This window comes from Streptomyces sp. NPDC031497 (genome assembly GCF_055580905.1).
On the sequence record NZ_JBVIKO010000032.1, the window covers coordinates 92,705 to 106,625 of the forward strand.

Below are 13,921 nucleotides of genomic sequence, written 5' to 3' on the forward strand. Positions count from 1 at the left end.
CGGCACGTATACGGCGTATCGCCACGCACGGGGTCCACTCGCTCACCGCGGGTGGGCCCCGTCGTGCGGTTCAGTGGTTTCATGCTGCATGCTGGGCAGTTCGCACGCCCTGAAGGATTTCCGAAGGTTACGGAGTGGCGCATGACTAGCACCTTCCCCAACATCTCCATCAGCACGGAGCGGTTGGTGCTGCGTCCCCTCGACGAGGACGACGTGCCCGCCCTGGCCGAGATGATGAACGACGAGCAGGTCGCCGCCTGGACCGACGTGCCCCAGCCGTTCACCGAGGACGCGGCCCGGCACTGGATCACCGAGTACGCCCCCGCCGAACGCACCGACGGCCGGGGCCTCGACCTCGCGGTCACCGAGTTCCTCACCCAGCGCCTGGTCGGCGTCATCCAGCTCACCAAGACCAACTGGCACATCCGGTCGACCGAGTTGTCGTACATCATCGCCCCCTGGGCCCGCGGCGAGGGCTATGCCTCCGAGGCCGCGCTCGCCACCGCGCACTGGCTCCTGGGCGACCAGAAGCTCGAACGCATCGAGATCCGCACCGCCGCCGACAACACGGCCTCCCAGCAGGTGGCCCAGAAGATCGGCGGTATCAGCGAAGGCGTGCTGCGCAACGCCTGCATAGTCCACGTCCGCACCGAGGACGGCACCTGGGCGGACGTGCGCACCGACTTCATCGTGTGGAGCCTGCTCCCGGAGGACCTGGAAGGCGCGGGCGAGGAACTCGCCGAGAGCGGTGGCTTCACCTCCTGGAACTGACGCCGACGGGATTCGCCCCGTCGCGCGCCGGACAGCTCCACCAGGTACTCTCACGGAGCCCGCCCATGGGCCCCGGACCCTGACGACCTGCGAAAACCCTGGAGACTGACGACGATGGCCGACCGGGTCACGGTGATCGGCTGGGACGGCTCGCCCCTCACCGCCGCAGCACGCGGCGCGCTCGGTGCCGCCACGCTCGTCGCGGGCGCGGCCCACCATCTGGCCCTCCCCGAGGTGCCGGGAACGGCCGAACGCATCCGCCTCGGCAGCGTCGCCCTCGCCGCCCGCCGCATCACCGGCCACCGCGGCACCGCGGTGGTGCTCGCCGACGGCGACCCCGGCTTCTTCGGCGTCGTACGGACCCTGCGCGCACCGGAGTTCGGCCTGGAGGTCGAGGTCGTCCCCGCCGTCTCCTCGGTGGCCGCCGCCTTCGCCCGCGCCGGCATGCCCTGGGACGACGCACAGGTGGTCGTCGCACACCGGCGCACCCTGCGACGCGCGGTGAACGTGTGCCGCGCCCACACCAAGGTCGCCGTTCTCACCTCGCCCGGCGCCGGACCCGCCGAACTCGGCCTGCTGATGGAGGGCGTCCACCGCACCTTCGTCATCTGCGAGGAACTCGGCACCGACCGCGAGCAGGTCAGCGTCGTCACCTCGGACAAGGCCGCCGACCACACCTGGCGCGACCCCAACGTCGTCATCGTCATCGGCGGGCCTTCCGGGCCGGTGCCGGCCGGCGAGGGCGGCGGCTGGATCGCCGGCCGGGACCCGTCGGCCGGCCCGCGCGGCTGGGTGCAGCCCGACACGGAGTACGGCGAGGGAGCCGCGCTCGGCGAAGGGGAAACGGATCTGCTCAGGGCCGCCCAACTCGCCCGGCTGGGCCCCCGGGTGGGGGACCTCGTCTGGGACATCGGCTGCGGCAGCGGTGCGTTCGCCACCGAGGCGGCGCGTGCCGGGGCCGCCGTCATCGCCGTCGACCGGGACCTCGCGGCCTGCGTCCGCAGCGAGGCGGCCGCCCGCAAGTTCGGGGTCCAGCTCCAGATCGTGCACGGCGGCGCGCCCCATGTGCTGGAGAACCTGCCCGAACCCGACGTCGTCCGGGTCGGCGGCGGGGGAGCGGCCGTGGTCGGCGCGGTCGCCGACCGCCGCCCGCAGCGCATCGTCACCCACGCCGCCACCCGCGACGCCGCCGAACTCATCGGACGCGACCTGACCGAGCACGGATACCAGGTCGAATGCGCCCTGCTGCAGTCCGTCGAACTCGACACCAGAGCCTGGACGGAGACCGAGCGAAACGTCGCTTTCCTGCTCAGTGGCGTCTTGCCCGAGCGCGCCCCGTGATCCTGTTGTCATACTGCGCGCGGTAGGCTGGCCGATCGCTGCACCGCACCGGTGGCCCGGAAATTCGTTCGTCAATATCCGGAAAACGCGCCCCTTTTGGGGCGGGTGTGGTACGGCAGAACCGGGGACGCGCAACGTGGCGCAGTCCACAGCGGGCTGTCGCGGATCACGCTGTCGCGACGGTCGAACGGCCGGGACAATGCCACTGAATGGCTTTGTCGCCTTTTCCGGCGGGTCGTTCGTGCCGCTGGGCACGCACGCTCGTTCTTCACTGCGGGACGGTCGGTGCGCCGCCCCGAGTGAGCTGGTCGTAGAAGGCACTAACCGATGGGCGAGGGGTACGCATGACGGACACCGGCCAGGTCCCGGGCGAGGGACTGCCGGAGAGCGCAGGCATGGTGGAACAGCCGGGCGTTCCCGCGCACGGCGCGTACACCTACCTCTCCGAGTCGCCCGCCGAGGACGAAGACCTGCTGCTGCCGGGCGCCCAGGGCGCCTGGGGCAACGAAGTGCCGCCGCCGGCCCCCGAGCCGGTCGTCGAGACCGTCCACGAGCCCGGTCCGCACGAGACGGACGGCCGGGACAGCGGCTCGGTCGACCTCACCGCCGTCCGGCTGCCCAGTTCGGTACCGGCGTCCCCGATCCTCTCCGTGCCCCACGATCCGACGACCGCCCCGGCCCCGCGCCGCCCGCTGCACCTCGGTCCGCCGATCCCCGACACCTCCGCCAGTCCGGTCCGATCCCTCGCCGACCGTGGCCCGGCCGGCACGCCGGTCCGGCAGCCGGGCCTGCCGACGGCCGGGCCCGAGTACCTCGACGCCCAGCCGTCGGGCGATGCCGCGCCGCAGTCCGCCGCACCCTGGGGCGCGCCGCAGACGGCGGTGCCGGGGACCGCGGTGCCGGGGGCTGTCGCGCAGGCCGCTCCGGTGGCACAGGTGGCCGCACAGGCCCCGGCTGCGGAAACGGTTGTTCCGGCACCGGAGACGATTGCTCCCCTCGCTCCCGTGGCCGTCGCGGATCCCGCGGCCCACGCGCAGGAGTCCGTGGCGGCGGACGTCGCGGGTGTCCCGGCGGAGCAGCAGGCACCGGCGGCGCCCGGGGTGTGGCCCGAGAGCGCGTACGGTCCGGAAGGCGCGGCCCAGCCGGTCGACGGGGGCGTTCCGGTGGCCGTGGCCGGGCCGGTGGTGCCGCAGGCCGCCGAGGTTGCGGACGGTGCTCCTGGATCTGTGACGGGTGCGGTGCCGGGTGGAGTGCCGGAGGCGGCTCCGGAGGCCGCTGCGGTGGTCGAGGCGGTTCCGGCGGCCCCGCAGGTTTTGGAGGTCCCGGAGGTCCCGGAGGTTCCCGAGGCCGCCGAGGCCGCCGAGGCCTTTGAGGGTCAGGGCGCCATGCCGACGCCCGGTGCCGGGGTTGCTCCTGGCGCGGTGGCCGAGCCTGAGGCCGTGCCCGTGGCGGAGGCCGCGCATCAGCTCATGGAGCCGGCGGTTCCGGAACCGGCCGCCCAGACCATGACGGCCGAGCCGGTGCTGTCCCCGCCGGTGCACCCCGTGCCGCCGGTCGCGCCGGAGCCCCAGGTCGTGGAACCGGCCGTACCCGCGCAGGCCGCGGAGACCGTCGTACCCGAGTCCGTACCGGTACCGGAGGCGGTCGCGCACGAGTCCGCTCCCACTCCGGAAGCCGTCCTGGCCGAGCCCGGTCAGCCGGTGGCCGCCGCGCCGCTCGCGCCGCCCGTGCCCGTGCAGCCCGAGGAGGCGGTCGTCGAGGCACCCGCCCCGGCCGCCCCCGCCCCGGCAGCCCCCGCAGCCGTCGCCGAGGCCCCGCAGCCGCCGGAGCCCCTCGCCGCCGCCGAGGCCGAGCAGCCCCCGCCGGACGCCGTGGCCCTCGCGGCCCCCGCCGAGTTCCCCGCGGCGGCTGCCGTGCCGCCGGCGGAGACCGCTGCCGTCCCTGAGCCGCTGCCGGCCCAGCCCCCCGCCGGCCCCCAGACCCAGGGCACCCCGCCCACCCCCGCGGCCCAGCCGGAGGAGACCCCGGCGGTCCAGGAGCCCCTGGACACGACGTTCCCGGCAGAGTCCGCGCCCGAGCAGCCGCTCGGCGAGTTCGTCGCCGTCGACGGCTTGGTGCCGACCACCCCGCACCTCGCCCCGACCCCGCCGCACCCGCTGGTCCTTCCCGCCCAGGACCAGGGCGAGACCGTGCCGGAACCGGCCGCTACCGTCCCGGCGCCCCGCGTGGCCGAGCCCGGCCCGGTGGCGGAGCACCACCCCGATGTCGTACAGCAAGCGGAGGACCTGGACACCAGGGCCGCCGACCAGGAAGAGAGCACGGCCCCCGTGGCAGAAGCACGTCAGTCCACCGGCCCGGCCGCACCCGCCTACGACGACGCCGAGCGCGAGGCCGTCCTCAAGGTCATGCGTGAACGCCGTGACATCCGCAACGGCTTCCGCGGCGACCCCATCCCGCACGAGGTGCTGCTGCGTGTCCTGGAGGCCGCCCACACCGCGCCCTCCGTCGGCCACTCCCAGCCCTGGGACTTCGTCGTCATCCGGTCCGCCGACACCCGGCGCAGCATGCACGAACTGGCCATGCGCCAGCGCGACGCCTACGCCAAGTCCCTCCCCAAGGGCCGCGCGAAGCAGTTCAAGGAACTGAAGATCGAGGCCATCCTCGACACCCCGGTCAACATCGTCGTCACCGCCGACCCGACCCGGGGCGGCCGCCACACCCTCGGCAGGCACACCCAGCCGCAGATGGCGCCGTACTCCGCCGCCCTCGCCGTCGAGAACCTCTGGCTCGCCGCCCGCGCCGAAGGCCTCGGCGTCGGCTGGGTCAGCTTCTTCGACGAGCGAGAGATGGTCCGCGCGCTCGGCCTGCCCGAGCACCTGGAGGTCATCGCCTACCTCTGCGTCGGATACGTCGACGAGTTCCCGGACGAGCCCGAGCTGATGCAGGCCGGCTGGTCCAAGCGGCGCCCGCTGTCCTGGGTGGTGCACGAGGAGACGTACGGCCGCCGTGCCCTGCCCGGCGAGGACCCGCACGACCTGCTCGCCGAGACAGTCGCCGGGATCCGCCCGCTGGACGCCAAGGCGCTCGGCGAGGCCTGGGAGCGGCAGAAGCGGATGACCAAGCCGGCCGGTGCGCTCGGCATGCTGGAGATCATCTCCGCCCAGCTGTCCGGCCTGTCCCGGCAGTGCCCGCCGCCGATCCCGGAGCCCGCGGCCGTCGCGATCTTCGCCGGTGACCACGGGGTGCACGCCCAGGGCGTCACCCCCTGGCCGCAGGAGGTCACCGCCCAGATGGTGGCCAACTTCCTCGGCGGGGGAGCGGTGTGCAACGCGTTCGCCTCCCAGGTGGGCGCCGAGGTGTGCGTGGTGGACGTCGGCGTCGCCTCCGAACTCCCGGCGACACCCGGCCTGCTGCCCCGCAAGGTCCGCGCGGGCACGTCCGACATGACGACCGGGCCGGCCATGACCCGCGAAGAGGCCAAGCAGGCCATCGAGGTGGGCATCGAGACCGCCCGCGACCTGGTGGCGGCCGGCAACAAGGCCCTGCTCACCGGTGAGATGGGCATCGCCAACACCACGGCGTCCGCCGCACTCATCTCCGTCTACACCGGGGCCGACCCCGCCGAGGTCACCGGCCGCGGTACCGGCATCAACGACGAGACCCTCGCCCGCAAGACCGAGGTCGTCCGCCGCGCCCTGGACCTCCACCAGCCGGACCCGGCCGACCCCATCGGCGTCCTCGCCGCGGTCGGCGGTTTCGAACACGCGGCGATGGTGGGCCTGTTGCTCGGCGGCGCGTCGCTGCGCACGCCGGTGATCCTGGACGGCGTCAGCGCGGGCGCCGCGGCCCTGGTGGCCCGCGCGATCGCCCCCGAGGTCCTGGCCGCGTGCATCGCGGGCCACCGCAGCGCGGAGCCCGGCCACGTCGCCGCCCTCAACAAGCTGGGCCTGCGCCCCCTGGTCGACCTCGACCTCCGTCTGGGCGAGGGCACGGGCGCGCTGCTGGCACTTCCCCTGGTGCAGAGCACGGCGAGGGCGATGCACGAGGTGGCCACGTTCGACTCGGCGGGCGTGACCGAGAAGTAGCGGGTCCCTCCCGCGCCGACGCGAAGCGAACAGTGGCAGTGCGGCGCCGCGCGGGCCGGGACCTGGCCCGGGTGACCAACCACAGCCTGCGCGATGCGCTCCACACCGACAACGGGTCGCCGTGGCCCGGGCGGCCCGTCCGGTGGGGGCGGTAACCGTTTCGTGGTCTGGGCGGCTGGGCCTGCGGGGGTGTCGGGCGTTTTCGCGGTCTGGGCGGCCCGTCCGGCGCGGGCGTTTCGTGGTCTGGGCGGCCCGGCCTGCCGGGGCGCCAACCGCATCGTGGCCCGGAGGGACCGCCCTGCGGGGGCGTCAACCGCAGTGTGGTTCGTGGGCGGGCGTTCCGCAGGGCGGAACGGGTGGGCACGGACCACGCACCCGCACCCGGCCACCCTGCCCAGTACCCGGGCACCTGAGCCGCCGCAATCCCGCGCCCCGTAAAATCTGCACGTCAGGGCATCGCACCGCCGCCACACCAGGGAGTCGCACCCGCATGGCCGAACACCCCGCCTACCCCGTAGGCCTCCGCCTCGCCGGCCGCAAGGTGGTCGTCCTCGGCGCCGGCCAGGTCGCCCAGCGCCGCCTCCCCGCGCTCATCGCGGCCGGCGCCGCCGTCACGCTCGTATCCCCCGAGGCCACCCCCTCCGTCGAGGCCATGGCGGACGCCGGTGAGATCACCTGGGTGCGGCGCCCCTACCAGGACGGCGACCTCACCGACGCCTGGTACGCCCTCATCGCCACCAGCGACCCCGACGCCAACTCCGCCGCCTCCGCCGAGGCCGAGCGCCACCGCGTCTGGTGCGTCCGCTCCGACGACGCCGACCAGGCCACCGCCTGGACCCCGGCCACCGGTCACAGCGAGGGCGTCACGGTCGCCGTGCTCACCACCGACGCCCGGGGCCGCGACCCCCGCCACACCGCCGCCATTCGGGACGCGGTCGTGGAGGGCCTGCGCGACGGCACCCTCGTCGCCCCGCACCACCGCACGCGCCACGCGGGCGTCGCCCTGGTCGGCGGCGGCCCCGGCGACCCCGACCTGATCACGGTGCGCGGCCGCCGTCTGCTCGCCGAGGCCGACGTGGTGATCGCCGACCGCCTCGGCCCTCGCGACCTGCTCGCCGAACTCCCGCCGCACGTCGAGGTGATCGACGCGGCGAAGATCCCGTACGGCCGTTACATGGCCCAGGAGGCCATCAACAACGCCCTGATCGAGCACGCCAAGCAGGGCAAGTCGGTCGTACGACTCAAGGGCGGCGACCCCTATGTCTTCGGCCGGGGCATGGAGGAGGTCCAGGCGCTCGCCGAGGCCGGAATCCCCTGCACGGTCGTGCCCGGTATCTCCAGCTCGATCTCGGTGCCGAGCGCGGCCGGTATCCCGGTCACGCACCGGGGGGTCGCGCATGAGTTCACCGTGGTCAGCGGCCATGTCGCGCCGGACGACGCGCGGTCGCTCGCCGACTGGCCGTCCCTCGCGAAGCTCACCGGGACCCTGGTGATCCTGATGGGCGTCGACAAGATCGGGCAGATCGCCGAGACCCTGGTGGCCCACGGCAAGTCCCCTGACACCCCGGTCGCCCTGGTCCAGGAGGGCACGACGGCCGCCCAGCGCCGGGTCGACGCGACCCTTGCCACGGTGGCGGAGGTCGTCCGCACGGAGGACGTGAAGCCCCCGGCGGTCATCGTCATCGGCGAGGTCGTGAACGTCGGCCCGCATCCGTCCGCCGGAGAGGCACCGGCTCCGTCCGCCGGATAGGCACCGGCTCGGTCCGCCGGAGACGCACCGGCGTAACCCCGGGTAACACAACCCGTTCCAGCCCGTTGGCACCACACCCAGGACAAGGCAGTATCACCCTGTGGCCGAACTCATCACCGTTGAGGACCCCGACGACCCGCGCCTGCGCGACTACACGGGCCTGACCGACGTCGAGTTGCGCCGCAAGCGCGAGCCGGCCGAGGGCCTGTTCATCGCCGAGGGCGAGAAGGTCATCCGCAGGGCGAAGGACGCGGGCTACGAGATGCGTTCGATGCTGCTGTCCGCCAAGTGGGTCGACGTCATGCGTGATGTCATCGACGAGCTCCCGGCCCCCGTCTACGCGGTCAGCCCGGAGCTCGCCGAGAAGGTCACCGGCTACCACGTGCACCGCGGCGCGCTCGCCTCCATGCAGCGCAAACCGCTGCCGACGGCGACCGAACTGCTGAGCACCACCCGCCCGGTCGGCGTCACGGAGCCGGTCGGCGACCACACGGACATCGGCGCGGTGTTGCCTCCGGGTCTGCAGGAGCGTGCCGACCACCGCCGTATCGCGATCTTCGAGGACATCGTTGACCACGCAAACCTGGGTGCGGCCTTCCGTAACGCGGCGGCTCTCGGGGTGGACGCCGTATTCCTCACCCCACGCTGTGCCGACCCTCTCTACAGGCGGGCCGTGAAGGTGTCCATGGGGGCCGTCCTCGCCGTCCCGTACGCCAGGTTCGAGTCATGGCCGCGTGACGCCGATGTCATCCGCAAGCACGGCTTCGTGCTCGCGGCGCTCTGTCTCTCGGCGCGGTCCATCACTCTCGACGAACTCGCCGCCCGCCGTTACGAGAAGCTGGCCCTGATGCTGGGCACGGAGGGGGAGGGGCTGTCGGCCGGAGCGCTGCGGGCGGCCGACGAGCATGTGCGCATTCCGATGGATGCCGGTGTCGACTCGCTGAACGTGGCCGCTGCCTCTGCTGTCGCCTTCTACGCCACCCGGCCGGGATCTGACTGACCCCCGCAGAGGGGCTGTTCCCGGCGCGGCAGTCTGTCCGGTTCACCGCTGCCCGTGGCTTCGCCCCGGAAAGGGCCTCCTGTGACGGAGGCCCGGCCCTGTCAGAGGCCACCGGTTTCCGTCAGCCGACGACGGTCCAGGTGTCGCCGCCCGCGAGCAGTGCGGCCAGGTCGCCTTTGCCGTGCTGCTCGATCGCCGTGTCGAGCTGCTCGGCCATCAGGGTGTCGTAGACCGGCCGTTCGACGGACCGGAAGACGCCGATGGGGGTGTGGTGCAGGGTGTCGGGGTCGGCAAGGCGGGAGAGGGCGAAGGCGGCGGTCGGGGAGGCGGAGCGCGCGTCGTGGACCAGGACGTCGGCCTCGTTCTCCGGGGTCACGTCGACCACCGTCAGGTCACCGGTCAGCCGGTCGCGTACGACTCCGCGTGTGCCGTCGGTGCCGAAGCGGATGGGCTGCCCGTGCTCCAGGCGGATCACCGCCTCGTCCGCCGACTGCTTGTCCTTGAGGGCGTCGAAGGCGCCGTCGTTGAAGATGTTGCAGTTCTGGTAGATCTCGATCAGGGCCGTGCCCGGGTGGGCGGCGGCCGCGCGCAGTACCTCGGTGAGGTGCTTGCGGTCGGAGTCGATGGTGCGGGCCACGAAGGACGCCTCCGCGCCGATCGCCAGCGACACCGGGTTGAACGGGGCGTCCAGTGAGCCCATCGGCGTCGACTTGGTGATCTTGCCGACCTCGGAGGTCGGCGAGTACTGGCCCTTCGTCAACCCGTAGATCCGGTTGTTGAAGAGCAGGATCTTCAGGTTGACGTTGCGGCGCAGGGCGTGGATGAGGTGGTTGCCGCCGATGGACAGCGCGTCGCCGTCGCCGGTGACCACCCACACCGACAGGTCCCGCCGGCTGGTCGCCAGCCCGGTGGCGATCGCCGGCGCCCGGCCGTGGATGGAGTGCATGCCGTAGGTGTTCATGTAGTACGGGAAGCGGGAGGAGCAGCCGATGCCGGAGACGAAGACGATGTTCTCCTTCGCCAGCCCCAGCTCCGGCATGAAGCCCTGGACGGCCGCGAGGATCGCGTAGTCACCGCAGCCGGGGCACCAGCGCACTTCCTGTTCTGACTTGAAGTCCTTCGCCCGGAACTTGAGTTCAGTCTTCACGAAGCGCCTCCTCCAACACGCGAGCCAGTTGTTCAGCCTTGAACGGCATGCCGTTGACCTGGGTGAAGGACCGCACGTCGGTCAGGTACCTCGCGCGCAGCAGCATCGCCAGTTGCCCCAGGTTCATCTCGGGTACGACGACCCGCCGGTACCGGGCGAGAACGTCGCCGAGGTCGGCCGGGAACGGGTTGAGATGGCGCAGGTGGGCCTGCGCGATCGATTCGCCGGCCGCACGCAGCTGTCGTACCGCCGCCGTGATGGGCCCGTAGGTGGAGCCCCAGCCCAGTACCAGGGTGCGGGCGCCGCGCGGGTCGTCGACATCGAGGCCGGGGACGTCGATGCCGTCGATCTTGGCCTGCCGGGTGCGCACCATGAAGTCGTGGTTGGCCGGGTCGTAGGAGATGTTCCCGGTCCCGTCCTCCTTCTCGATGCCGCCGATGCGGTGCTCCAGCCCCGGAGTCCCGGGAACGGCCCAGGGGCGGGCCAGGGTCCGGGGGTCCCGCTTGTACGGCCGGAAGACCTCGGTGCCGTCGTCGAGGGTGTGGTTCGGGCCCTGGGCGAACCGCACGGTCAGGTCCGGGAGTTCGTCCAGCTCGGGGATGTGCCAGGGCTCGGACCCGTTGGCCAGGTAGCCGTCCGACAGCAGCATCACCGGCGTCCGGTACGTGAGCGCGATCCGGGCCGCCTCCAGTGCCGCGTCGAAGCAGTCGGCGGGTGTGCGGGGCGCGACCACCGGGACGGGGGCCTCGCCGTTGCGGCCGTACATCGCCTGGAGCAGATCGGCCTGTTCGGTCTTGGTCGGCAGCCCGGTGGACGGCCCGCCGCGCTGGATGTCCACGATCAGCAGCGGCAGTTCGAGAGAGACGGCGAGCCCGATGGTCTCCGACTTCAGGGCCACGCCCGGACCGGAGGTGGTGGTGACGGCGAGCGAGCCGCCGAAGGCCGCGCCCAGTGCCGCGCCGATCCCCGCGATCTCGTCCTCGGCCTGGAAAGTGCGCACGCCGAAGTTCTTGTGCTTGGACAGCTCGTGCAGGATGTCGGAGGCCGGAGTGATCGGGTACGACCCGAGGAACAACGGCAGATCCGCCTGCCGGCCCGCGGTGACCAGGCCGTACGCCAGCGCCAGGTTGCCCGAGATATTGCGGTAGGTGCCGGTCGGGAAGGCGGTTGCGGCCGGAGCGACCTCGTAGGAGACGGCGAAGTCCTCGGTGGTCTCGCCGAAGTTCCACCCCGCCCGGAACGCGGCGATGTTCGCCGCCGCGACGACGGGCTTCCTGGCGAACTTGGCGGTCAGGAACTTCTCCGTGCCCTCGGTGGGGCGGTGGTACATCCAGCTCAGCAGCCCCAGCGCGAACATGTTCTTGCTGCGCTCGGCTTCTTTGCGGGACAGGTCGAATTCCTTCAGCGCCTGCACCGTCAGCGTGGTCAGGGGCACCGAGTGAACGCGGTAGCCGTCCAGCGAGCCGTCTTCGAGCGGGTCGCCGTCGTAGCCGACCTTCCGCACCGCCCGCCCGGTGAACTCGTCCGTGTCGACGATGATCTCCGCGCCGTGCGGCAGGTCGCCGACGTTCGCCTTCAGCGCGGCCGGGTTCATCGCCACGAGCACGTCCGGCGCGTCACCGGGGGTGAGGATGTCGTGGTCGGCGAAGTGCAGCTGGAACGACGACACCCCGGGCAGGGTGCCGGCGGGAGCGCGGATCTCGGCCGGGAAGTCGGGCAGCGTCGACAGGTCGTTGCCGAACGACGCCGTCTCCGCGGTGAACCGGTCACCGGTGAGCTGCATGCCGTCTCCGGAGTCCCCCGCGAACCTGATGATCACCCGGTCCAGTCGGCGGACCTCCTTCGCTCCCGATGCCTCACGACTCACCGCATCTGCTGGGGTCATGTACTCGTTCCCTCTCCCTGGGGCGATGTCAAGATCAGGTCAGGCGCGTGTCGGCCATAAGCTGGCCGATTCATCTCTGCTTCTTCATAAAGTGTCTCGATAGTGTGCGCTTTTGGGCCGAGACCGTATGGTTCTCGGTCCGGGTCAGGGTGACCTGACACACGTATACATCGTACGCACGCACGTGTACGATGTATCAAGAGTGTCTTATGCGGCCATGCACGGGGGGCTGGTTGGCCAGTTGAACGGGGTATGTCGGGCGTTATGTCGCCTGCGAAATCGACAGAAACCGGGCGGTGCGTGACCGGCCTTCGCCTGAGTGAGGTTTCTTCGGGGTGAATTCCATTTTGTTTCGGCGGCGTTTCCCGATTTCCTTTATTCGCTGGCGTGGGCCATTGATTCTTTGACGGGTCGACTGCTCGGTCTGTACCCTGTACAGAGACCGTACCCTCTATGGCTTGGCGCGACGCTCCGCTTTATCAGATGAATATGGGGGATTTCACGGATGGGGCATCAGTCCATAAGGCTTGTAGAACCGCGCATTCCGCAGCAACTTGCCGGGCGGGGTGCGCCCGTCAGGGCCGAGGCGAAGCGGGCTCGCAAGGCGATACGCGTGCTCACTGTCGAGAGCGAGCCTCAGGTCGCGAAAGCGCTTATCCGCAACCTGTCCCGGCACGGGTTCCAGGCGGAGAGCGTGCCGACCGGGGCGCAGGCGCTGCAGAAGTACCGGAACGTCGATCTGCTCCTCGTCGACCTGGACCTGCCAGACCTCGAGGGGGTCGAACTCTGCCGCAGCATCCGCGCCGTCTGCGACGTCCCGATCATCGTCGTCACGGCTCGTGACTCGGAACTGGACCGGGTGCTCAGTCTGCGCGCCGGTTCGGACGACTACGTGACCAAGCCCTACAGTCTCGCCGAACTGATCGCCCGGATCGAGGCAGTCATGCGCCGGGCTCTGCGGCAACCGGTTTCCGTCGAAGAGGCCATTACCGTCGGTCCGCTCGGTATCGACCCGGGCGCTCGGCAGATCAGCCTCGACGGCCAGCCGGTCGAGGTGACACGCAAGGAATTCGATCTGCTGTATCTGCTCGCCTCGCGTCCGGGTAGCGTCGTTACCCGCAAGCAGATCATGGCGCAGGTCTGGAGGGATTCCCGGTCGGAGCCGGGGCGCACCATCGACACGCATGTCAGCAGCTTGCGGAGCAAGCTGGGATCGAGTAGCTGGATCATCACGGCCCGCGGTGTCGGATTCCGCATGGGGCACGCCTGATCCATTGCGGCGGTCATCCGGGGGCACCCCGGGTGATGACTGTCCCTTCTACGGGATTCACCTTGATTTCGGGACGTACCCCACTCGGGGACTTTCGGATCAAAGGTTGAATTCGAGGACGTCCGGTCAACGGCGACCGGCGCTCCTCCCCTTCCGGGCCCGTCGTGAAGTGCCGACGGGATCACCGACCAGTCCACGAAGGCCTCCTTGGCGGGGCGTCCTCATGCCGCGCCGCGCCACCCCGGCAGTGGGCCGGCTGCCCATGAAGTGGCCGTCCTGCGCCTGGTCGAGGACAGTGGCCAAGGGGCCTTGTTCCGAAGGTCCGGGTCCGTCTCCCGCACCGCCTGGACGGTGCGCGCGGTGAGGACGGTGGAGAGCGCGACCGCGACCGCGGCGAGCTCCTCGGCCGTGGGAGCGCCGCTGGTGATGCGCCAGGAGGTGGCGGCCGGCATCCGGGAGGCGTCGACCGTGGTGTTTTCCTCTGCTGTCATTGGTTCCTCTCCCCAAGACGTCGGCGGGGAGGGGGGGGGGAGGGGAGGGGGGGGGGGGGGGGGGGGGGGGGGGGTAACGGGGGGGGGGGGGGGGGGGGGGGGGGGGGGGGTGGAGAGGTGTGGCTGTGAAAGTTTAAAAAAGCAACCTGCTAGACATAAGGGGTGGGGATGTTCTTCGGTC

9 protein-coding genes are annotated in these 13,921 nt (G+C 71.5%); 6 read left to right on the plus strand and 3 right to left on the minus strand.

What is annotated here, in order from left to right; all coding sequences use genetic code 11:
• The first annotated feature begins 141 nt into the window (after positions 1–141).
• The 5 genes from ACZ5K7_RS41950 to ACZ5K7_RS41970 all read left to right on the plus strand — a co-directional run bounded on the left by ACZ5K7_RS41950 (position 142) and on the right by ACZ5K7_RS41970 (position 8,947).
• Positions 142–771, plus strand: a complete 630-nt coding sequence (locus ACZ5K7_RS41950) for a GNAT family N-acetyltransferase (protein WP_351700616.1) — start codon at positions 142–144, stop codon at positions 769–771.
• Positions 772–885: 114 nt separating this feature from the next.
• Entirely contained in the window at positions 886–2,112 is a 1,227-nt protein-coding gene (gene cbiE, locus ACZ5K7_RS41955; protein WP_351700619.1) for a precorrin-6y C5,15-methyltransferase (decarboxylating) subunit CbiE, read from the plus strand.
• 344 nt (positions 2,113–2,456) lie between these two features.
• Entirely contained in the window at positions 2,457–6,197 is a 3,741-nt protein-coding gene (gene cobT / locus ACZ5K7_RS41960; RefSeq protein WP_468922589.1) for a nicotinate-nucleotide--dimethylbenzimidazole phosphoribosyltransferase, read from the plus strand.
• Positions 6,198–6,687: 490 nt separating this feature from the next.
• The gene (gene cobA / locus ACZ5K7_RS41965; protein ID WP_468922592.1) at positions 6,688–7,947 is read left to right on the plus strand and encodes a uroporphyrinogen-III C-methyltransferase; all 1,260 of its coding nucleotides are present in this window, start codon (positions 6,688–6,690) and stop codon (positions 7,945–7,947) included.
• A gap of 100 nt (positions 7,948–8,047) precedes the next feature.
• Positions 8,048–8,947 (plus strand): TrmH family RNA methyltransferase, encoded by a 900-nt coding sequence (locus ACZ5K7_RS41970; protein ID WP_468922594.1) that lies wholly within the window; start codon positions 8,048–8,050, stop codon positions 8,945–8,947.
• A 121-nt stretch (positions 8,948–9,068) separates the two neighbouring features.
• Here the strand turns inward: ACZ5K7_RS41970 and ACZ5K7_RS41975 are convergent, their stop codons facing one another.
• On the minus strand, positions 9,069–10,094 hold the full coding sequence (locus ACZ5K7_RS41975; protein WP_468922597.1) for a 2-oxoacid:ferredoxin oxidoreductase subunit beta: 1,026 nt from the start codon (positions 10,092–10,094) through the stop codon (positions 9,069–9,071).
• Positions 10,084–11,979: a 2-oxoacid:acceptor oxidoreductase subunit alpha gene (locus tag ACZ5K7_RS41980; protein WP_468922600.1), complete on the minus strand. Its 1,896-nt coding sequence runs from the start codon at positions 11,977–11,979 to the stop codon at positions 10,084–10,086. The genes ACZ5K7_RS41975 and ACZ5K7_RS41980 overlap by 11 nt, the downstream gene beginning before the upstream one ends.
• A 505-nt stretch (positions 11,980–12,484) precedes the next feature.
• Here ACZ5K7_RS41980 and ACZ5K7_RS41985 point away from each other — a divergent pair.
• Positions 12,485–13,249 carry a response regulator transcription factor gene (locus tag ACZ5K7_RS41985; protein ID WP_450972239.1) on the plus strand — a complete coding sequence of 255 codons (765 nt, stop codon included), beginning with the start codon at positions 12,485–12,487 and terminating at the stop codon, positions 13,247–13,249.
• Positions 13,250–13,470: 221 nt separating this feature from the next.
• Here the strand turns inward: ACZ5K7_RS41985 and ACZ5K7_RS41990 are convergent, their stop codons facing one another.
• Entirely contained in the window at positions 13,471–13,740 is a 270-nt protein-coding gene (locus ACZ5K7_RS41990) for a hypothetical protein (protein ID WP_351700639.1), read from the minus strand.
• Positions 13,741–13,921: the final 181 nt, after the last annotated feature.